Genomic DNA, 22,109 nt, shown 5'->3' on the forward strand with positions numbered 1-22,109 from the left:
TTAGAGCCTATGGTGACCCGTAAACATTGATATGCAGGTGGACTGCTATCTTACCTCAAACTGACCACATTTTCTGCTTTCGTGGCTGAAAGGGAGCGAGGTCTCGTCTTAAGAGTCTGTTTTGAACTAAGATTACCAAAAGTCAGACGTAGGATACCGATGAGTAACCGCGTTGGAACTGGTTTATTACCAATTAAGAAGGATGTCATATGATAAAAAATAATTGGTTAGTATTGGCGATTGTTCTTGGTAGCGTTGGTGTTGCTAGGGCGGAAAGTGACGATGGTTCTGTCGAAGAAGAACAAGTGTATAACCATTTCTCTGCGTTCATTGGATCTGGCACGACAAATAAAAATTGGTTTGATGGCTCGAATGCCTCGTTTTTCGAGATCAGGTTCAACAAGCCGCTCTCTTCTGGTTGGTTGATGGAGGTAGATTACTCTGTGCAGTTTTTCCATCCAGACAACTTTACGGCAAGGGTGGATCGCGTGCTGATTTCCGGTGGGTATCACCATGACATCACAAGCCGATTAGATGTGTATGCGCTGTATGGTGTCGGGCTTCTGGGTTATGAACAACGAGACAATAAAACGGACAAAAAACTCGATTCTCAATCGGATTTACTCCAAGGTGCAAGGTTGGGGTTTAACTATCTGATTAACCGGGAAGTGACGCTCACTTTAGAAGGCGAGTTTACCCGCAGTGACTGGGTGGATGAGGACAACATCAAACTGGCATTCAACTATCAATGGAATGACGTCTTTGGCACAGGCATTTTTTACAAATATCGTGATGCCGGCAAAGATTACATCAGCGAGGGTGGTATCAGTGCACGCGTGATCTATTAGCGCTTTACTCAGTGATTGACATTAAAAAAGGCCGAGAAACTCGGCCTTTGCTTTTGTCTCTTTCGTCACTGATTACAGCACTTGTGTAAGAGCTTTACATAGAGGGCCCATGTTCTCTTTAGTCATACCCGCTACGCTGATACGACCAGAGCCGACGATGTAAATGGCAAATTCTTCTTTGAGGCGCGCTACTTGCTCTTTGTTTAGACCAGAGAAAGAGAACATGCCGTTTTGGCGTTCAATAAAGCTGAAATCAGCATCAACGCCTTCCGCTTTAAGCGTCGCCACGAACAGCTCACGCATCTCTTGAATACGGTCACGCATTTCTGCCACTTCCGCTTCCCACTCAGCACGTAACGCGGCATCACTGAGAATGTAAGTAACCACGGCGCTACCGTGCGCAGGTGGGTTCGAGTAGATAGAACGGATGATGGCTTTCACTTGAGAGAATGCGGTTTCGGCAACGTCTTGGTTTTCTGCCACTAGGGTAAACGCACCCACACGCTCGTTGTACAGGCCAAAGTTCTTTGAGAAGGAACTCGCAACGAGGATCTCTTTGTTGTACTTAGCAAAAGTACGCAGACCTTGCGCATCTTCCTCGACACCTTTAGCAAAGCCTTGGTAAGCGAAATCGAACATCGGCAGCAGACCTTTTTCAGCCACCAGTTTCGCCAGCACTTCCCACTCTTGCTCGGTTGGGTCGATACCTGTCGGGTTGTGGCAGCATCCGTGAAGCAATACCACATCACCAGCACTGGCTTTTTCTAGATCCGCAACCATGGCAGCAAAGTCTTTGTCTTTAGTTTGCGCGTTGTAGTAGCTGTATTCCGTCGTTTCAAGGCCAGCGGCTTTAAACACACCGTGGTGGTTTGCCCAAGTTGGGTTGCTGATCCAGATCTTTACGTCGCCCAGTTGGCGTTTGATGAACTCGCCAGCCACACGCAATGCACCCGTACCACCCGGCGCTTGGGCGGTTTTAGCGCGTAGAGAAGCGAGGATGTCTGAATCCTCACCGAAAAGTAGTTTCTGAACCGCCAGAGCGTATTCCGCGGTGCCTTCGATAGTCAGGTAAGACTTGGTTTTCTCGGTTTCAACTAAAGCAGCTTCTGCTTTTTTCACCGTTGCAAGAACAGGGGTCTCACCTTGTTCATTCTTATAAATACCAACACCAAGGTTAATTTTCCCCTGACGAGGGTCTTTTTTAAACTCTTCAGTCAGGCCAAGGATCGGGTCAGCCGGGGCGGCAACTACTTTTTCAAACATAATCTTCATCCATGTTAAATCGAAGGGGTAGGTCTGTTTATGTTTCAGTGCTAAGGCGCAGAAGTCAATGAAACATAATCAGACCCGCTCGTTTATCTGGAAACGCCTATGTCTGCGAGCATCTGGCAAAGTAGCAGCGAATGCTGACGAATAAGATTGGAGCAGACGGTGTATATTTATACCTTTCTGCCAGATCAGTGACAACACCTAGTGGCAGGAAAAGTTAAAATAATTTTGATTTGATCGCGAAGTGTCAATGAATTGCGAATTTTTATAATAAAACACCTTGGAAACAGCGACTTTCCAAGGTGTAAAAAGGCAACGACTGGTCTTATCAGTCTTGACCATCTTTATAGCGCGCCGCAATCGCGCAGAAATCTTGCTCTACGGCAAGAAAAGCGTCAACTACCTGCGGGTCAAAATGTTTTCCTCGCCCTTCTAAGATAATTTCTCGCGCTTTTTCATGGCTAAATGCCGGTTTGTAAACTCGTTTGGAGATAAGTGCGTCATAAACATCGGCCAGTGCCATCAAGCGTCCGGAAAGCGGGATCTCTTCACCGGAGAGTTGATTAGGGTAACCGGAACCATCCCATTTTTCATGGTGAGTGAGGGATATTTCCTTGGCGACTCGCAGAAAAGAGCTCGAACCCATACGTTTTTCGGCGATAGAGAGTGCATCTGCGCCGATCTGCGGGTGGCCTTTCATGATGGCAAACTCTTCATCGGTAAGCTTTCCGGGTTTGAGCAACACGCTGTCAGGAATGCCCACTTTACCCACATCGTGTAGTGGAGCGGACTTGTATAACAGATCAATGTATTTGGCTGTCAGTAGTGACTGGTGCTGTGGGCTTTGTGCCAAAAAAGTGGCGAGTGCTCGCACATATTCTTGGGTGCGAATGATGTGCGCGCCTGTTTCGTTGTCCCGAGACTCAGCAAGTGCGGCTAAGCTGACGATGGCAACGTCGCGGGTGGTTTGCACTTCATCCTGCGCCGATTTTAAGCTGTCGAGCATTTTATTGGTGAGCGAGGCCATGGCACCCAGTTCGTTGTGCTCAAAAACCGGCAAGCGCTGGCTGATGTCGCCTTGCGTCACGAGTTGTAACTTGCGCTCTTGGCTTAGTAGGACTTTCTTCATCAATTTGCTCCAAAGGAGCAAAATCGCAACAACATAACCGCCAAGAACTAAGGCAAGATAGGTAAACTCTTTGATAATACTGATTCTTCCGCTGCCATCGAGTAATCGCTCTGGGTTGTGTTCCAGCCAGAAAATGTCTTTGACTGCCACCATGGTCAGCATAATAGTTAATGCGCCGATTAAAATAATCATCATTACAATCAACTGTTTAACAATAGAGTGCCGTTGTCCGGTCAGCTCTAACGGGTAAGTATTATCAGACGATAAAGTGTCGAATTGTTTGGTTTTAGCTTCCAATTGCAATAAGAGGCCAGTAAAAAAGCCAAACAGCGTCATACCGAACAGTACCTTGAGGTTACTGTCGATAGTGAAGTCATATTGCAGATTGTAATAGATGGCCAGAGGAAGGCTGCCAACAAAAAACAAACTGGTGTCTAAGCGCGCGAAGAGAAGCGCCTGGCTCCAACGATGATGAATAAGCACAAAGTGGCGCAGGGCAAACAGCAGAGCAAAGACAGACGCGGTTTGTGCCAACACTTCTAGTGGGGTGAGTGAAGCCAGCATCGGGCAGACTCGGCCACCGTAGGTACCAAAAATGAGAGCGGCGAGAAAGTACAGCTTCAATGTAAGAGACGAGTTGTAGTAGGTCATGTGGCTGCCGTGACGGAAAAGGGATCTGTTTAGAGTAAAGCATCTTCTGCCAATAGCGCTAGCGTACCGTTATGCCTGACATGGCAAATAATGGGCACTTTATCGCGTCATGACGCTGACAGATAACGTATAGCTAGGAGTGACGCACAGAAAAACGCCCGTGATTTGGGCGTTTTTTTATATAGCTTGAGCGATTCGTTTCCGCTGGGCCGCTAGGTTGCTATTTTTTCAAGTCAAACTCAGATTCGATTGCGTTGGTTTCTATCTCTGGGTTGTCAGCCAATTTTTTACTCGCCCAATCATTGACTTGCTTTACTATGGCTTTAAGCGCGTGCGTTTTGGTCGCTTGAACACCGCTCTCTATTTCCAGCTTCTGTCTGGGGTGAGACCCTGTCGCATCTTCAGCAATATGCAGCCAATCTGGATGCCAGTAATACGGCTGACCTGAAGGGGTGCTCCAGCTATGTACACCATTCGATTCGCCTTTGTATTGGATATCATCTGCGTTATATTTCTTCATGTTTTCCATCTCTTGGTTAAGGGACAGCCGTGCTTGCTGTCACGCAAATCACAGTAAATGTAACAAAAGAGTATAAAAATAACGTGAAGATCATCTCGTTATTTTTAGGCTAGGCGACGTTAAACCTGCGAAGGTCTCAATTCAGCATTTTTCTCTCTCGAATTTGCATGAGCTATGGAAAAATCACGCCCTATTCGCCGTTGAGATGTTTAACAATCGCTTCTGCAGCATGTTGTTCTGTTGGAGTTTCTCCCTCTGGTATATCTAGCTGACGCTTGATATGCAAGCCAGTAGCGTCTTCGGCGATATGTAACCAGTCGGGATGCCAATAGTAAGGATCCGCTCCTTGAGGGTGATTCCAACTGTGAACGCCTTGGTGAGCTCCGTTATACGAGAGATCGTCTAGAGTAAATACTTTCATTTTGTTCTCCTTGGTTAGAATCAGTCTTTGAAAGTATGGAGTACAAAAGCCTATATTGCTGTTTAAAAAGGCGCTAAACCACGATGAATTAGATTGCAATATTGATAGGTTTTTTTCATTAATAGAGCAACGTTTTAGCACAAATCTACCTGAGGAACTTATGAGTCGTTACCGCCAACTTGCGGAGCTATTTAAAACACAGATCCAACAAAAAACATGGCGAGCGGGGGAGAAACTGCCCTCAGTCCGAGCGACCAGCCGCAGCCACGCTGTTAGCCCTGGTACGGTATTGCAAGCCTACCAGCTGTTAGAGTCGCAGGGGTGGATCAGTGCAAAACCGCAATCGGGCTATTTTGTGACTCCGGACTTAGCGCGTTTTGCCGATATGAAAGCGAGCAATCCTGCCATACGGCAATCGATTGACGACGAGCTGTATGATTTCCTCAAGCACCAAAGTAATAAAGCCTCGGTGCCTTTGGGCTCGGCCTTTCCTGACCCGAGCTTGTTTCCACTCGCGGCACTTAATCGCAACTTGGCCAGTTCGGGGCGCAAGATGTCGGTAGATTTGCTGGCTGATAACCTGCCGCCCGGTTGTGAATCGTTGCGTCGGCTGATTGCGCAGCGCTATATACAACAAGGAATGGACATCTCACACGACGACATTGTGATCACTTCAGGCGCGTTGGAAGCACTAAACCTCAGCCTTCAGGCCGTGGTCAATAAAGGGGATTATGTGGTTATCGAAACCCCGACTTTCTATGGTGCGGTGCAAGCGGTTGAGCGTTTGGGGCTAAATGCGATTGAGGTGCCAGTTGATGCCACTTCAGGGCTCTGTTTAGGCCGTCTTGAAGAAGCCTTTGCCAATCATCCAGTCCGCGCTTGTTGGTTGATGGTCAATTTTCATAACCCGACCGGAACGACATTGGATACAACGAAAAAGCAAGCAGTGCTGGACTTAGCAAACCGCTACGACGTGGTGGTGATTGAAGATGATGTTTACGCGGAACTTTCATTTGCCATGCCAAGGCCGCTGCCCCTCAAAGCGTATGATCAACAAGACCGTGTTTTGCTTTGTGGCTCGTTTTCCAAATGTTTATGCCCAGGTTATCGCATCGGTTGGGTGGTGAATCAAACCTACCACGAGCGCATTCAAAAGTTGCAACTGGTGTCAACCTTGTCAGGCAGTGCGCCTGTGCAACTTGGTGTTGCGCACTATTTGCAGCATGACAGTTATGACAATCACCTGAGAAAATTGCGCAAAAGTTTATCAGCGCGTCAGCAGAAAATGGTCGATGCCATTAAGGTTTCCTTTCCAGCAGAGGTCAGTTTTTTTGTGCCTCAAGGCGGTTATTTTCTATGGATCAAGTTACCCGATGGGGTAAATAGCCTTGAGGTCTACCAAAAGCTACTCGAAACTGGAGTGACTTCCGCTTACGGTGGATTGTTTGCTCGTGATGATCGCCATGACAACTATTTAAGGCTAAATAGCTCATTTTCTGAGCGTGATGACTTTATTTCAATCATGGAAAAAATGGCGCAGGTGATTCGCTCTCTAAGAACTGTTTAGCTATTTTCAAGCGAAACTGTACCAGAGTGATGGCCGTTTTTTGTGCTTCAATGTCAGCACGAACTGAGGAGGTAATCATGGCAAAACAGGCTGTGAAAGATGAAGTGAGATTGATCGGTATCGCTATTTTCAGTGCTTTGCTGTTGGTGTTTGCGCATTTGATCTTGGCGAAATCCTTCGCTCAATTGGTATGGACAGAGTACACCGCGGCGGTGATTCCATTTGTGCTGCTTGCTCTGTGTGTGGTGGGCGTCAGGTACGCACAACGAGCAGATCAAAATGGCTAGTTATGAAAAAGGCCTCCAAATTTGGAGGCCTTTGTGTATTAAGCTTCTGTTTAAATTAGAAGTTTGCAGAGCGTGGTGTGCGTGGGAATGGGATCACGTCACGTACGTTGCCCATACCCGTTACGTAAGAAACCAGACGCTCGAAGCCTAAACCAAAGCCTGCGTGTGGCACGGTGCCGTAACGGCGCAGGTCACGGTACCAACTCATGTGCTCAGGGTCGATACCCATTTCCACCATACGTGAGTCTAGGACATCTAAACGCTCTTCACGTTGAGAACCACCGATGATTTCGCCAATGCCAGGGGCAAGAACGTCCATCGCCGCTACAGTTTTACCATCGTCGTTGAGACGCATGTAGAACGCTTTGATGTCTTTCGGATAGTTCTTCACAATCACTGGCGCTTTGAAGTGTTCTTCTGCAAGGTAACGCTCATGCTCAGAAGACATGTCGATACCCCATTCCACAGGGAACTCAAACTCGCGACCAGAATCCAGCAGGATTTGGATCGCATCAGTGTAATCCACTTGGGCAAAATCAGAAGAGACAAACTGCTCTAGACGGGTGATGGCATCTTTGTCGATACGGCTGGCGAAGAATTCAAGATCGTCACGACGTTCCTCAAGTACCGCGGCGAATACATATTTCAGCATATCTTCCGCAAGCTTCGCGATGTCGTTGAGATCCGCAAACGCCACTTCAGGTTCAACCATCCAGAATTCCGCAAGGTGACGGCTGGTGTTTGAGTTTTCCGCGCGGAACGTTGGGCCAAATGTGTAGATCTTGCTCAGAGCACACGCATACGCTTCGCCGTTAAGCTGACCAGATACGGTTAGGAAAGTCTCTTTACCGAAGAAATCTTCGTTAAAGTCGACATCGCCGTTTTCTTTACGTGGCAGGTTAGCCAGATCCAGTGTGGATACACGGAACATTTCACCCGCACCTTCTGCGTCGGATGCCGTGATCAATGGGGCAGATAGCCAGTAGTAGCCTTGCTCATGGTAGAAACGGTGGATAGCCTGAGACAGCGTATGGCGAACACGAGCGACCGCACCGATGACGTTGGTACGTGGGCGAAGATGAGCCACTTCACGTAAGTACTCAATTGAGTGACGAGTTTTCGCCATTGGGTAAGTGTCAGCATCTTCAACCCAGCCAACCACTTTTACTTCTGTGGCTGCCAGTTCAAACGCTTGGCCAGACGCTGGGGACTCAACAACCTTACCGGTTACTTCAACAGAGCAGCCCGTGGTGAGCTTTAATACTTCGTCGTTATAATTATTCAGATTATTTGGGACCACGGCCTGAATCGGGTCGAAACAAGAGCCGTCGTAGATGGCAAGAAAAGAGATTCCAGCTTTGGAATCACGACGTGTACGGATCCAGCCGCGTACAGTGACTTCACTGTCTACTGCCAGCTTACCGCTTAATACGTCTTTTACAGGCGCGTAAGTCATGTTTTAAATAATCTCCATTGAGGTAAACATTCAACCCAATGCTTTGCTTAGTTGTTCAAAGATTAAGCGAAACATTGGGTTGGGTAGAATTTTACAGATTCAACGAAACATATTACCTGTCAAATCGTCAGCATCAACCTTTAATGTTCATTCCAACAAAGAAATTAGCTATTTTGCTCTGACTTTGTTCTCTGTTAAGGAGAATTGGTTGAGCAGAAGCTCTAAACGCTCAGACAGTTGCTCAAGCTCGATACTAATGTTTCTTGTTTCAGTGGCTGAGCGTGAGGTGTCGTCTGCGTGTCTGGCGATGGTATCGACCGTCGTCTGCACCGACATGCAACTCGCCCCTGCTGATTCAGTTTGCATTTGGATATGCTTGGCGTGTTCGAGCACTTGGTGCATCTCTTCTACCATGTTGCGGATGGTATCGGACAGAGCTTCGACTTCTAATGAACGTTGATGCGCATGCTCCGACACTTTCGCTACAGCTTGCAGCGATTCAGAGCTGCCTTGTTGGAAGTTGGTGATAATTGTGCCGATGTTGCCAGTGGCTTCTGAAGTACGAGAGGCGAGGTTACGTACTTCATCGGCCACCACCGCGAATCCACGTCCTTGCTCACCAGCACGCGCCGCTTCAATCGCTGCGTTGAGTGCCAATAAATTGGTTTGATCAGCAATGCCGTGAATGACGCTTAATATAGAGGACACCTCATCAGTTTGCGCGTTGAGTTGGGTTATGCGATCGCGCACTTTATCAATATCACCCACCAAGTTCTTAATATCTTCACTGGCGTTATGTGCCAATGAAGCGCTGTTGCTTGCAACATCGACAGTGTGGTTAACCAGTTTGGTCGTGTTGACGGTCGCTTGTTCGACTTCCGATTGCTGTTGCTGAACGCCTTCGATCGCCGATTGCACCGCGGTAGTTTCGCGCTGCTGGTTGTTAACCGCATCGTCGGTGGTTTGCGCGACCCGCGTCAAGCGGTTGGCGGAATCAGCCAACGAATGGGAGGTTTCTTGGACTTTATGCAGGCTGTCTGTAACGGTTTCCATAAAGGAGTTGATCGATGTGGCCAGCAAGCCCACTTCATCGTTTTGTTTGGTATCTAGTCGTTGTGAGAGATCTTTGCTTTCACTGACTTTGGTCATAAATTGAGAGGTGAATTGAATAGGACGGACTATGATGCGTCGGATAAGGCTCATGGTAATCAAAAAGCCGACGAAAGCGATCGAAGACATGATAGCCATCGCCAAAAGTGCTTGCTTGTTAATCAGTGAATTAACATGGCTGAGGTTGTATTCCAACCGGATTGCACCCAGCACTTCACCTTCCGGTGCCATGTGGCAGGCAACGCAGTTGGTACCACGATAGTTTTCACTGGATTTCATCGGCAGCGCCACCACAATACCTTGTCCCCAGCTCGCTTCAATCGGCTCTATGACCAATTCGCCCGCCAAGGCCCGTGCATCAATTTCATCGGTGGGCGTCTCATTGGCATTTCCCGGTCCATAGAGCTTGCTGACGGCGTCTGAGCGCAGCACTTTGACTTGCTCTATGCCTTCTTGCGCTAAGGCTTTTTGCCGCAACGTCTCTTTTTGTGCCATGGTGCCTGTCAGCATCATCATGTTGAGGCTGTCAAAATAGTTACTGGCTTTATCGTGCAGTTGTTCGCTCAACACGGAATTTATCAGCAGTTTCTGCTGATAGTATTGATACAGAGTAGACACCGCAAGGACGCAGCTGAAAACCGTAATGAGAGCTATCAGAAGTTTAAACGTAATGGTTGAGCGCATAGGTTTTAATTATGTATGGATAAGACTCTGTTATTTTAGAAGGGATTAGAAAATGTCGCGAATGTGAGATTGTACGAATGTGATGCCATACAAAGTGTGGTTATTGTAAATGTGATGTGAGTGCGTTGTGAATGTGTTATTGACTGTGTGTGTTATTTGACACTATGTGAGCATGTTGGCATTTTGTACAGATAATGGCTTATCGCTGCTTTAGCCAAACCACGAGGTATTTCTTGTCTGACAAGCAAGAAATCCTTAGTATTGCGTCTCTTTTGAAAGCCCGAGAATTACGATGAGAACCGAATTATACAAAGAGTTCATGTTTGAAGCTGCCCACCACCTTCCGCACGTTCCAGAAGGTCATAAATGTGGACGTTTGCATGGCCATTCATTCTTAGTTCGCTTGTATGTGGAAGGTGAAGTGGATCCGTATACAGGTTGGGTGGTCGACTTTGCTGAGATCAAAGCGGCATTTAAACCCATTTATGATCGTTTGGATCACTACTACTTAAACGACATTGAAGGGCTAGAAAATCCAACCAGCGAAGTGTTGGCAAAATGGATTTGGCAGCAGCTCAAACCATCTCTACCACTGCTGAGTAAAGTTGAGATTAAAGAAACCTGTACCGCAGGTTGTATCTACTCAGAATAGTTGAGATACGTTGATAGATAAGGCCTAGCGATTTGCTAGGCCTTTTTATCAAATCTCTCTGAGCCCAAACCCTGAAACCTCGAGAAACTCTACTCCTTGATAAGATCCGCACCGCCCAAACTTTGGTAAAGCGTGGCGAGATTGACCAATTGGTTGTAACGGTTTTCCAGTACGGAAGCCTTAGCGCTGCGCTCGTTCTCTTGAGCATCGAGTAGCGTCGCGATATCAATCGCCCCATATTGGTATTGGCTGCGATAAATTCGCGCCACTTCAGCGGCATTGTCATACTGACTTTGCAACTTTTCGGCTTGGAAATGGTAATTCTCTTTTGCCGAGAGCGCATTCTCTACGTCAGCGAATGCCGTATACAAGGTTTGACGATACGCAATGATCGCAGCTTGATACTTCACGTCTGCAATGTCTCGGTTGAGCTGCATCTCATTCCAGTTGAGAAAGGGTAAAGTCAGATCGGCCCCAAGCGTACCAAGCGGATCGCTTAGCAGTTTACGCAGTTCCGTCGAAGAGCCACCCAAAGCGCCTGTCAAGGTCAACGCAGGAAAGTAGCTGTTGTCACTGTAATCTTTTGTTGCGAGGGCGGACTTAAGCTCTAGCAGCGCTTGTTTAACATCGGGGCGACGGGCGAGCACATCGGCTGGCACGCCAGAAGCGATCTCGGGCAGGGCAGACTCAGGTAACGCGGGGATCTGCGCGGCCAGATCCTGTGGTGGCTGGTCGAACAACAGGCTGAAAGCATTCACGGCCTCGCTTCGTTGCTGCAAATAGTTGCGATGGGTCGCTTCTAAACCCGCCAAAGTTCGTCTGGCTTCCAGTACATGAATTTTGGACACAGAGCCGTGACGATACTGACTTTCACTTAGCGCAAGCGTTTCTTGTGCATCCTGAATGTCATGGCTGCTAAGTGCCACTCGCTGATTCAAATAGCCAATCTGCCAATAAAGCTGAGCGGTGGTCGAAACCAGGCTTTGCGCCGTTGCTTCGCGCTCCTCTTGTGTCGCCAGCGCGGTCCACATCGCGGCATCTTCCGCCGCCGCCAGTTTGCCCCACAAGTCCAGCTCATAACTCACGCCCAGTTTGGCTTGGTAGTTTGCCGAACTGTCTCCGCCTTCAAGGGATTGACTGCGACTGGCCGCAAGGTTGGCTGATAAGTCGGGGTGAGTGTCACTTACCGCCAACCCGGCTTGTAACCTGGCTTGTTTCAGCGTCAAAGTGGCCAAAGCTAAATCATTGTTGCTAGCGAGTACTTTCTCTACCCACTGTTCAAGCTGTGGATCTTGAAAACGCTGCCACCAATGGCTTACAAGTACGCTAGATGGCTGAGAGTGAGTTTGCCACTGCTCAGGGATGTGCAGATTTTGTTCTGGCAAGGTTGAACGAGAAGCGCAGCCACCGAGCAACAGCAGAGAAAGCGCCAAAGTGCAATAACGTGGATCCATCATCATTTACTCCCGTGCCAAGGCATCGATTGGGTTGAGCTGCGCGGCATTTTTGGCTGGTAAATAGCCAAACAGAACGCCAATGAGGGTGGAACAGGCAAACGCAGAAATAATCGACGCCGCGGAATAAATCATGTTGAAACTGCTGCCGAAGGTAGCAAACAGCACACCGATCAAATACGCCACGCCGATACCAATCGCACCACCGCATAAACAGACTAAAACCGCTTCAATCAAAAATTGACGTAGAATGTCGCTTTGCCTCGCGCCAACCGCCATCCGTACGCCAATTTCGCGGGTACGCTCGGTCACTGAAACCAGCATGATGTTCATGACGCCTATCCCACCGACAATCAGCGAAATCAATGCGATGGCTGAGATGAGCAGCGTCATAGTCGCTGTGGTTTTCTGAATGTTTTGCGCAATGGTGTCGGTGTTAATGGTAAAGAAGTCCTGTGTGCCGTGACGCATTTTAAGTAGGGCGATAATCGCCTGTTCAGCGGCATCGCTTGGGGTGTTATCGTTGACACGCACGGAAATGCGGTCGAGATAATTCTTACCAACCATGCGCGCACTGACAGTGGTGTAGGGCAGCCAAATGTTAAGAGAATCGCTGTTGCCAAAGGCACTCTCTTTCGCTTTCGTGACGCCAATAATGCGGATAGGCAAATTGCCGGCGAAGATCACCTCGCCAATCGGGTTTTGATTGGCAAACAGCGATTTCAGCGTGTTGCTGTCAATCACCGCTTCTTGCGCCATCGTGGTGATACTGGACTTGTCCCAAAATTGGCCTCGGCTGAGCTCATAGCCTCGCACACGAAAATAGTCTGGCCCGACGCCTTGCACCGATGCGGTGACGGCTTGATTGCCATACTTCAGAGTGACAGAGGTATTGAGCGACGGAGTGACACTGTCAACAAAAGACAACTGACTCAAGGCATCAGCATCGGCGGCGGTGAGGGTGCGCACTCGCCCAGAGCGCCGATCGCCAAAACCCTTGCCGGGCATCACATCAATGGTATTGGTGCCCATGGAGGAGATGCTATCGAGGATCGACTTTTGCGAGCCGTTGCCAAGAGCGACCACAGAGACCACAGACGCAATGCCAATGATGATGCCGAGCATAGTGAGAAATGTGCGTAGACGGTGGTTCGACATCGCCAGCAGCGCCATTTTTAATGCTTCCCAAATATCGTCAAATAGCCTGCGGCTGCGAGCAAGTGCCGTTGCGTTCTCTGCTTGCGCCAGTGTGTCTTGATTTTGGCTGATTTGTTGTTTTTTGGTGACGTTGTCACTCAAAATTTCGCCGTCTTTGATCTCGATGATGCGATCCGCGTGCTCAGCCACTTGCATGTCGTGGGTGACAAGGATAATGGTGTGACCGAGATGATGCAGTTCTTGTAAAAGCCGCATCATTTCTTCGCCACTTTTACTGTCTAATGCGCCTGTCGGCTCATCAGCGAGGATCACATCGCCGCCGTTGATTAAAGCGCGGGCGACGGAAACTCGTTGCTGCTGGCCGCCGCTGAGCTGGTTGGGCTTGTGATCTAGCCGATCAGATAAGCCAAGGCGACGTAACAGTGCCGCAGCACGCTCTTGACGAGCGTTTTTGTCATAGCCAGCGTAAATGGCAGGGATTTCAACATTACCAAGTGCGGTGAGATCGCCGAGCAGATGATAGCGCTGGAAGATAAAGCCAAAGTATTCGCGGCGCAGTCGGGCAAGTTCATCGCTGCCGAGCAACGACGTATTTTGCCCATTGATCCAGTATTCGCCCTCACTGGCTTGGTCAAGGCAACCCAAAATATTCATTAAGGTTGACTTTCCTGAGCCGGAAGCGCCCACAATGGCGACCATCTCGCCGCGCTCAATGCAAAGGTTGATGTTGTTGAGTACCGTCAGACTCTCTTCTCCGGCGGTAAAGCGGCGATAGACGTTACGAATTTGCAGTAATGGCTGTGACATCAGAAGCGTATCCCCTGTGGTCCCATGCGACGACCTGATGAGGTCGCGCTTTGCCCTGGCATGCCGAGAATCACTTGTTCGCCTTCCTCTAAGCCTGAGGTAATTTGTGCGTTGACTTTGTTGTTGATGCCGACAGTGACATCACGCAGAACCTCTTTGCCATTTTCCAAAACGGGCACTTGGTAACGAGCCTTGGCTCCGGGTTGTCGAATCAATACTTGCGAGGGGACCAACAAAGCATCGTTGGCTTGGTCCAGCACCACCGACACTTGCGCTGTCATACCAATACGCAGAACGCGATCCGGGTTATCAACCTCAAATAGGCCGTGATAGTAGATGGCTTCATCGTTGCTGACTGACAGGTCTTTATCGTCGCCATCCATTAGCGTAGGGCCCGGTTCAATCGCACGCAAAGTGCCGTGATAGCGCTTGTTCGGTTTGCCAAGAATGGTGAAATAGACGGGTAATCCGGGGTGGACATTGACCACATCGGCTTCGGAAATCTGTGCTTTGATGGTCATTTTGTCCAGCTTTGCCAGCTCAATAATGGTTGGCGTGGTTTGGTTGGCATTGACCGTTTGTCCCTCTTCCACCGCGCTATAAACAACGGTGCCGTCAAATGGGGCGCGAATGGTGGTGTAACCTAAATCCAGTTTGGCGTTATCGACGCTAATTTTTGCGCGTTCCAGTTCGGCTTTCAGTTGCTCCAGCTCCGCTTTATAGATGGTTAACGACGCTTCGGCGCTTTCGTAATCCGAGCGTGAACTGGCGTTTTCTGCCAGCATGCCTTTTTGCCGGTTGTACTCAGCTTGGGCTTGCTGGATTTGTGCCTGTTTGGCGCGTATTTGTGCATTGAGGCTGTTTAGTGCTGCATTGGCTTCTTTAAGGCTGTTTTGCTGAGTCAGGCTGTCTATCTGCGCGACCAGATCATCCTGTTTCAGTTCGTCTCCTAACTGGACGGCGAGCTTTTCGATCTGCCCGGAAACTTGCGCGCCGACAGCGACCAACTTGGACGCTTGCAGCATGCCGGTTGCCAGCACCGTTTGTTCTATGTTGCCGCGACGGACGGTTTCGGTCGCAAAGCTCAAAGGTGCTTGTTGCGGATAAAAAAAGTAGCCGACCGTGCTGGCGAGCAGGATGATTGCCAGAAATATCAGCAGTTTTTTCTTGAGGGTGGCTTGTGACATGGGCTTGTTTATCAACGTTGAGGTAGAAAAATCGTGAGCTCTATTTATAAGCCGATCACAAATTGAAACAAGCCGTTAGCAGGTAAAACTAAGTAAAGAAAAGTAAAGCACAAACAAAAAGCCCGACGTTTTCACATCGGGCTTGTGCATTAAAAGGGTGAATTAGCAGATCACTTTGATCGCCAAACCACCTTGTGAGGTCTCACGGTATTTCGCGTTCATGTCTTTACCAGTTTCCAACATGGTTTCGATAACCTTGTCCAGAGAAACGCGGGGTGCCGATGAACGGCGCAAAGCCATGCGAGTCGAGTTGATCGACTTGACCGCCGCAATGCCGTTACGCTCGATACAAGGAACCTGTACTTGACCTGCGACTGGGTCACAGGTGAGGCCAAGGTTGTGCTCCATGGCAATTTCAGCCGCCATACAGACTTGCTCAGGGCTACCGCCCATCAGCTCAGCCAGGCCAGCTGCCGCCATAGAACAAGCAACGCCGACTTCACCCTGACAGCCAACTTCGGCACCAGAGATCGAAGCATTACGCTTGTACAGACCGCCAATTGCGCCAGACGCGGCGAAGTAGCGAATGTAATCTTTCTCCGTCACGGTTTGGATAAACTTGTCGTAGTAAGCCAAAACCGCCGGGATGATACCGCACGCACCGTTGGTTGGTGCGGTGACGACACGGCCACCCGCCGCATTCTCTTCGTTCACGGCAAAGGCGTACATGTTGACCCAGTCAACCACCGCCATTGGATCGTTGGAGGTTTTTTCAGAGGTCAGCAGTTGTTGACGCAGCGCCGCCGCACGGCGTGGTACGCGCAGTGGCCCAGGCAGAATGCCTTCGGTATTCATGCCGCGTTCCATACACTCGCGCATCGTGCGCCAGATGTTGGCGAAGTAAGTGCGTGTTTCTTCATCAGAGTGCAGAGCGTGCTCGTTTTTCATGACGAGTGCGCTGATCGACAGACCGCTCTCTTTACACTGGTTGACCAACTCTTCTGCGCTGGTAAACGGGTAAGGGACTTTGATCGAGCTTTGGGTCTCTTTGCCAAAGTTCTCTTCGTCTACGATAAAACCACCACCGATCGAGTAGTAGGTTTTCGAGTAGACTTTTTCATCGTCAATCCAAGCGTGGATCTGCATGCCATTTTCATGCAGCGCGAGGTTAGTACGATGGAAGTTCATGCCGCCTTCACGAGGGAAGGAGACGGTATGACAGTGCATACCAACAGGCAGGCGTTCAGTTTCTTCTACACGAGCGATAAAGCCCGGAATGGCGTCGATATCGACTTTCTCAGGGGTATTGCCAGCAAGACCCATGATAATAGCGACGTCGGTGTGGTGACCTTTCCCTGTCAGTGATAATGATCCATAGACGTCAACGGTGATTTTAGTGATGTCGCGCAATTTTCCCATTGAACGTAGGTCATCAATAAACTCTTTACCCGCCTTCATTGGTCCAACTGTGTGTGAGCTGGATGGACCAACGCCGATCTTGTAGATATCAAATACACTAATCATTTTGATTACCTCAAAAGTAAGCCTCCCGAGGGAGTGGGAGGCTTGGTCTTATGGTTATTTTTGTCTCTTTATTCTCATCGCAATTCTGATCGTAGCAACGTGAGATTAAAGCGCGCCGTAGATTACAGAAGTAATAGACGCAAGACCACAGATAACTGTAAAAATCTGTACAGGCGCTGAAGTTTTGAACTTCGCCATTGCAGGCACTTTCTGCATTGCAAACACTGGCATCAAGAACAAGATAGCGGCAATCATTGGCGCGCCCATGGTTTCAATCATGCCAAGGATGCTTGGGTTAACAATCGCGACAATCCAAGTGGTGATCACGATGAACACAAGAGAAGCTTTTTCAATCTTGCTGATTGATGCGTTTGAACGAGATTTGAACAGACCAACCAAACCTTCATGTGCACCGAGGAAGTGGCCGAAGTAGCTAGAGGTGATCGCTGCAAACGCCACTAGTGGACCTAAGTAAGAGATCAGCGGAGACTCGTGCACGTTTGCTAGGTAAGAAAGTACCGAAATGTTTTGCTCTTTCGCGGACGCCAGTTGCTCAGGAGACATAGAAAGTACTACTGAGAAAACGAAGAACATCACAAAGCCCATCAGCATCATTGCTGCGCCGCCAGTGATAGCGTCGGTTTTCTTCACCGCTTCGTCACCGAACTGTTTGCGCTGCTCTTTAGAGAACTGAGAAATGATCGGGCTGTGGTTGAAGGAGAACACGATGATTGGAATAGCTAGCCAAACCACGGTAGGCATCGCTGACCAATCCGGTGCTACTTCCATCATGGAAGTGTTCCATTCTGGGATCAGGTAGAAAGAGAGCGCCAGCAGAACAAAAACCAGTGGGTAAACCATCGCGGAAGTCGCTTTGAGCATCAGTTCTTTGCCAAACACCACGCCGGCGGTCATCGCTAGGATTAACGCACCAGATAGCAGTGGACGTGGAATAGAAGCCATGCCCATTTGGTTGACGAGGAAAGAATCCACTGTGTTAGTGATACCAACACCGTAAATTAGAACGATTGGGTAGATAGCGAAAAAGTAGGCAAAAGTAATAAGGTTTGCGCCAGTCTTACCGAAATGCTCTTCTACAGTGTCTGTAATGTCTGCTTCAGGATTCTTAGAGGAAAGGACGAAACGTGCCAAAGATTTGTGCGCGAACCACGTCATTGGTGCGGCGATCAGAGCCAACATAACTAATGGCCAGAAGCCGCCTGCACCTGCTTTAATTGGCAGGAACAGTACACCAGCACCGACAGCGGTACCAAACAGCGATAGGCACCAGGTGAAATCTTGGTAAGTAAACTTACTAGACGATCGTACGGCAGAAGCCGTATTAGAGGTTGTATTCATTTGTAATACTCATTTTTGGGAACAGGAAATAAGTCGGGTGCAATTTTGCAATTTTTTCTTGCAAGAAAAGTAGATCTAAATCATGTATTGGTTGAGCTTATTGAATGATATGTCAAAAACCGGTTTTTTATCACGAAAATGATGTGCTACACCTGATTATTGCTAATGCAATCGATTAGAAAAAGTTATTCGAAGGGCGGTTTGTATAAATTTTTCTCACGTTAAACGTTTGCTTTATTTTTTCATGAGATAAATTAAGGCAACAAGATTAGCTGAGGTAATTTCGGTTAGCTTAATTTCACCAGTTGCTGCTGCATGGCGTGAATGATTTGCGCCGTCATTCCCCAGATGAAATGATGCTGGTAGGGAATGGCGAACACGCGATGATGCGACTGATTGACGCGAAATTTGGCACTTTTCAACTGTTGGCGATCAAGAAGATGGCGCACAGGCACTTCAAACACCTCCTCGACCTCGTTTCTGTCGATGCGCGTTTGGTAATCAGCGGCGACAAAAGCCAAGATTGGGGTCACTTTATAGCGGCTGACCGTCACCAGTTCGGGCATCTGGCCGAATACAGAGATCTGTGATGGCGCAATGCCCACCTCTTCAAACGTCTCTCTGAGCGCGGTGGCCACTAGCGACGAATCGTCGGGTTCAAATTTTCCGCCGGGAAAACTGATTTGCCCCGGATGATGTTTGAGATGCGAAGCGCGTTTGGTGAGGATCACATTCAGCCCATGGCTACGCTCGACAAAACCGACCAATACCGCGGCTTTTCTCAGCTGAGTGGGATTGAGATGGGCCACGCGGCCTAAACTTTCGGCATGGTAACCAACCGGAAGGTGCAACTGAAACTTTTGCAGTAGTGTGTCTCTATTTAGCTCAAGCAAAGTCGCACCTCGTGGTAATCGTTCGATGAAAATTTGACGGAAGTTACTCTAATATTGGCAGTATTTTTCCAAGTTTGTCGAGTGTCTCCTGATATTCCGCCTCACATTGGCTGTCTGCCACCACGCCACCGCCCGCCCATGCGTACAATTTGCCTTGCTCGGCCACTAAAGTGCGAATGGTGATGCTGGTATCCATGTGCCCATGACGACTGAGATAGCCAATGCTGCCGCAATAGGCGCTGCGACGATGCGGCTCCAGTTCCTCGATGATCTCCATGGCACGAATTTTGGGTGCGCCAGTGATGGAGCCGCCGGGAAAACAGGCACGCAGTAAATCGGCGGCCGTGTAGGGCGAATTGAGCTTGGCGCGGATCGTGCTCACTAAATGATGCACTGCAGGAAAGCTCTCAATGTCAAAGAGCTTAGGCACATGCACGCTGCCGGGTTGTGCCACGCGGCCGATGTCGTTGCGCAGAAGATCGACAATCATCAGGTTCTCCGCCTGATCTTTTTCTGCGCTGGCGAGCTCCTGTGCGGCCAGTTTATCTTGCGTTGCATCGAGGCTGCGCGGACGAGTGCCTTTGATCGGTTTGGTTTCAATCACGTTCTCTTTTAGCTGCAAAAAGCGCTCAGGAGAGACACTTAGGATTGCGGCATGCTGCAAACGAATAAACGCAGAGAAGGGCGCTTGGTTGCTCTTTTCCAGCTTTTGGTATGCCTGCCACTCGTTACCTTGATACTCGGCGCAAAAACGTTGTGCGAGATTGATCTGGTAGCAATCGCCACTGAGTAAGTACTGTTGCACTTGCTCAAACTTGGAGCGGTACTGGTCACGGCTCATATTGGAGTGCCATGCAGAGCGTAAGGCAAACGGCGTTTGCTTTGCTGCGCTTTGCTCACTGAGCCACTGCCAAGCGGCCTGCGGGTTGACGCCAACCAGTTGAGCTGTTTGAGTTTGATGATCCACTACCAGCGCCCAAGAGTAGAGACCAACCGCCATGTCGGGGGCGGTGATATCTTGGCTGGCCAGTGTTGGCATCTGTTCAATGCGCCGACCAAGATCATAGCTAAAATAGCCAAGCGCTCCGCCGATAAACGGCAAGTCTGCGTCAAAGCGCAGCGCAGGCAATAACTCACTTTGGTAGCGATCAAGCAATGCAAAAGGATCATCTTCATAGTAGCGAGTTTCGCCATCAATGCAGACGACGGTTTGTCGCCCTTCGGTCTGTAAGGTGGCCAGCGGATTGGCGACCAAAATATCAAAGCGGCTATCTATGTGCGTCTCGGACGCAGAACGCAATAGCATCGCCCAGGGAAGGTGTTGAATTGGCGAAAATAATGACTGAGCCAGATCGGATTGATAGCGTAATGCTTTGACCGCAATGGTATTGATATCGCTGTTGTTCATTTGTTTAATTTGTGACAAAGAGTTTGATTGCTGCATAGCGTGTGATGGAAAGCAAGGGTATCATAAAACGAAATAATTTCGCTTACTTAGTTCGCTCAGCATGAAACACTAAGTCGGATTGATTTTGTTCGATTTTCCGCTCAACCGGTGCTGAACACTAAATAAGTTATACGGAAGCATAACTATAACGAGGCATGCAATGACAGTAATTCGCACGCAGGACGTGATCAGCAGTGTTGCTGACGCACTCCAATACATCTCTTACTACCACCCTCTCGATTTCGTTCAAGCCCTTGAAAAAGCCTACCACCGTGAACAAAGCCAAGCCGCGAAAGATGCGATTGCGCAAATTCTGATCAATTCACGCATGTCGGCAGAAGGCAAGCGTCCTATCTGTCAGGACACGGGTATCGTGACCTGTTTTGTTAACATTGGCATGGGTGTGCAGTGGGATTCCACCGAAATGACGGTACAGCAGATGGTCGATGAAGGCGTGCGTCAAGCCTACACCAACCCAGACAACCCATTGCGTGCGTCGGTGCTGATGGATCCAGCAGGAAAACGTATCAACACCAAAGATAACACTCCGGCGGTGGTGCATATCAACATGGTTCCCGGTGATAAAGTCGAGATTCAGATCGCGGCCAAAGGTGGTGGCTCTGAGAACAAAACCAAGATGGTGATGCTCAACCCGTCAGATGACATTGCGGAGTGGGTGGAGAAAACCTTGCCGCTGATGGGCGCGGGTTGGTGTCCACCGGGCATGCTGGGTATTGGTATTGGCGGTACAGCTGAGAAAGCGGCGGTACTGGCGAAAGAATCCTTGATGGAGCACATCGACATTCAAGAACTGATTGAGCGTGGCCCACAAAATGCCGAAGAAGAGCTACGTTTGGATATTTTCAACCGTGTGAACCGCTTGGGTATTGGCGCGCAAGGTCTTGGCGGTTTGACCACAGTCGTGGACGTAAAAATCAAAACCGCGCCAACACACGCTGCTTCTAAGCCTGTGTGTATGATCCCGAACTGCGCCGCTACACGTCACGTCCATTTCACCCTTGATGGCAGTGGCCCCGCTGAGCTGACCCCGCCGAAATTGGAAGAGTGGCCAGACATCACTTGGGATGCGGGCGCAAGTGCGCGTCGTGTCAATCTCGATACCGTAACCAAAGAAGAGGTTCAGCAGTGGAAAACAGGGGAAACCTTGCTGCTGTCAGGCAAGATCCTCACTGGCCGCGATGCTGCGCACAAACGCATTCAAACCATGCTGCAAAACGGTGAAGGTTTGCCTGAAGGGGTTGATCTCAAAGGCAAGTTTATCTACTACGTTGGCCCGGTGGATGCGGTGGGTGATGAAGTGGTTGGCCCAGCAGGCCCAACAACGTCAACACGTATGGATAAGTTCACCGACATGATGCTTGATGAAACGGGCATTATGGGCATGATTGGTAAAGCGGAACGCGGTCCTGCAACCGTTGAATCAATCAAAAACCACAAAGCGGTATACTTGATGGCTGTGGGCGGCGCCGCTTATTTGGTGGCGAAAGCAATCAAGAAAGCGCGTGTGGTTGCGTTTGCAGATCTCGGCATGGAAGCGATTTACGAGTTTGACGTGCAAGATATGCCTGTCACCGTGGCGGTTGATTCCAGTGGTGCGAATGCGCACCAAATCGGTCCGGATACTTGGAAAGTGAAAATTCAGGAAATGGATTTGCACCAGTAAGA

General features: G+C 49.1%; 18 protein-coding genes. 5 read left to right on the forward strand and 13 right to left on the reverse strand.

From position 1 onward, the window contains the following. Window positions 1-209 precede the first annotated feature (209 nt). Window positions 210-848, forward strand: a complete 639-nt coding sequence (locus tag EWA64_RS14820; RefSeq protein ID WP_061893958.1) for a hypothetical protein — start codon at window positions 210-212, stop codon at window positions 846-848. A gap of 72 nt (window positions 849-920) precedes the next feature. Here EWA64_RS14820 and EWA64_RS14825 read toward each other — a convergent pair whose 3' ends face one another. The 4 genes from EWA64_RS14825 to EWA64_RS14840 all read right to left on the reverse strand — a co-directional run bounded on the left by EWA64_RS14825 (window position 921) and on the right by EWA64_RS14840 (window position 4,838). Beyond that, on the reverse strand, window positions 921-2,111 hold the full coding sequence (locus tag EWA64_RS14825) for an amino acid aminotransferase (protein ID WP_039425939.1): 1,191 nt from the start codon (window positions 2,109-2,111) through the stop codon (window positions 921-923). Window positions 2,112-2,445: 334 nt separating this feature from the next. Then, window positions 2,446-3,897, reverse strand: a complete 1,452-nt coding sequence (locus tag EWA64_RS14830; protein WP_061893959.1) for an HD domain-containing phosphohydrolase — start codon at window positions 3,895-3,897, stop codon at window positions 2,446-2,448. 220 nt (window positions 3,898-4,117) lie between these two features. Next, window positions 4,118-4,417 (reverse strand): hypothetical protein, encoded by a 300-nt coding sequence (locus EWA64_RS14835; protein WP_061893960.1) that lies wholly within the window; start codon window positions 4,415-4,417, stop codon window positions 4,118-4,120. A gap of 190 nt (window positions 4,418-4,607) precedes the next feature. After that, the gene (locus tag EWA64_RS14840) at window positions 4,608-4,838 is read right to left on the reverse strand and encodes a hypothetical protein (protein ID WP_061893961.1); all 231 of its coding nucleotides are present in this window, start codon (window positions 4,836-4,838) and stop codon (window positions 4,608-4,610) included. 160 nt (window positions 4,839-4,998) lie between these two features. Here EWA64_RS14840 and EWA64_RS14845 point away from each other — a divergent pair, with 160 nt between their 5' ends. After that, window positions 4,999-6,405 carry an aminotransferase-like domain-containing protein gene (locus EWA64_RS14845; RefSeq protein WP_061893962.1) on the forward strand — a complete coding sequence of 469 codons (1,407 nt, stop codon included), beginning with the start codon at window positions 4,999-5,001 and terminating at the stop codon, window positions 6,403-6,405. Between the two features lie 77 nt (window positions 6,406-6,482). After that, complete coding sequence (locus EWA64_RS14850; protein WP_039425957.1) at window positions 6,483-6,692, forward strand: hypothetical protein; 210 nt, start codon at window positions 6,483-6,485, stop codon at window positions 6,690-6,692. Window positions 6,693-6,747: 55 nt separating this feature from the next. Here EWA64_RS14850 and asnS read toward each other — a convergent pair whose 3' ends face one another. Further along, window positions 6,748-8,148 carry an asparagine--tRNA ligase gene (gene asnS, locus EWA64_RS14855; protein WP_039425960.1) on the reverse strand — a complete coding sequence of 467 codons (1,401 nt, stop codon included), beginning with the start codon at window positions 8,146-8,148 and terminating at the stop codon, window positions 6,748-6,750. A gap of 168 nt (window positions 8,149-8,316) precedes the next feature. After that, window positions 8,317-9,942: a methyl-accepting chemotaxis protein gene (locus EWA64_RS14860; RefSeq protein WP_061893963.1), complete on the reverse strand. Its 1,626-nt coding sequence runs from the start codon at window positions 9,940-9,942 to the stop codon at window positions 8,317-8,319. A gap of 292 nt (window positions 9,943-10,234) precedes the next feature. Here EWA64_RS14860 and queD point away from each other — a divergent pair, with 292 nt between their 5' ends. Further along, on the forward strand, window positions 10,235-10,594 hold the full coding sequence (gene queD / locus EWA64_RS14865) for a 6-carboxytetrahydropterin synthase QueD (protein ID WP_061893964.1): 360 nt from the start codon (window positions 10,235-10,237) through the stop codon (window positions 10,592-10,594). 89 nt (window positions 10,595-10,683) lie between these two features. Here the strand turns inward: queD and EWA64_RS14870 are convergent, their stop codons facing one another. The 7 genes from EWA64_RS14870 to pabB form a co-directional block, all read right to left on the reverse strand. Beyond that, window positions 10,684-12,054, reverse strand: a complete 1,371-nt coding sequence (locus tag EWA64_RS14870) for an efflux transporter outer membrane subunit (RefSeq protein ID WP_425315132.1) — start codon at window positions 12,052-12,054, stop codon at window positions 10,684-10,686. Beyond that, on the reverse strand, window positions 12,055-14,013 hold the full coding sequence (locus tag EWA64_RS14875; protein WP_061893965.1) for a MacB family efflux pump subunit: 1,959 nt from the start codon (window positions 14,011-14,013) through the stop codon (window positions 12,055-12,057). After that, window positions 14,013-15,200, reverse strand: a complete 1,188-nt coding sequence (locus EWA64_RS14880; RefSeq protein ID WP_061893966.1) for an efflux RND transporter periplasmic adaptor subunit — start codon at window positions 15,198-15,200, stop codon at window positions 14,013-14,015. Before EWA64_RS14880 ends, EWA64_RS14875 begins: the two co-directional genes overlap by 1 nt. A 162-nt stretch (window positions 15,201-15,362) precedes the next feature. Continuing rightward, entirely contained in the window at window positions 15,363-16,724 is a 1,362-nt protein-coding gene (locus tag EWA64_RS14885) for an L-serine ammonia-lyase (RefSeq protein ID WP_061893967.1), read from the reverse strand. 105 nt (window positions 16,725-16,829) lie between these two features. Beyond that, window positions 16,830-18,083, reverse strand: a complete 1,254-nt coding sequence (locus tag EWA64_RS14890; RefSeq protein WP_061893968.1) for an aromatic amino acid transport family protein — start codon at window positions 18,081-18,083, stop codon at window positions 16,830-16,832. A gap of 287 nt (window positions 18,084-18,370) precedes the next feature. Beyond that, window positions 18,371-19,003 (reverse strand): CoA pyrophosphatase, encoded by a 633-nt coding sequence (locus tag EWA64_RS14895; protein ID WP_052072678.1) that lies wholly within the window; start codon window positions 19,001-19,003, stop codon window positions 18,371-18,373. Window positions 19,004-19,019: 16 nt separating this feature from the next. Then, window positions 19,020-20,420, reverse strand: a complete 1,401-nt coding sequence (pabB, locus tag EWA64_RS14900; RefSeq protein ID WP_061893969.1) for an aminodeoxychorismate synthase component 1 — start codon at window positions 20,418-20,420, stop codon at window positions 19,020-19,022. 163 nt (window positions 20,421-20,583) lie between these two features. Between pabB and EWA64_RS14905 the strand changes: the two genes are divergently transcribed. Then, window positions 20,584-22,107: a fumarate hydratase gene (locus EWA64_RS14905; protein ID WP_039434323.1), complete on the forward strand. Its 1,524-nt coding sequence runs from the start codon at window positions 20,584-20,586 to the stop codon at window positions 22,105-22,107. Window positions 22,108-22,109 lie beyond the last annotated feature (2 nt).

The organism is Vibrio cidicii, assembly GCF_009665415.1.
Classification (GTDB): Bacteria; Pseudomonadota; Gammaproteobacteria; order Enterobacterales; family Vibrionaceae; genus Vibrio; species Vibrio cidicii.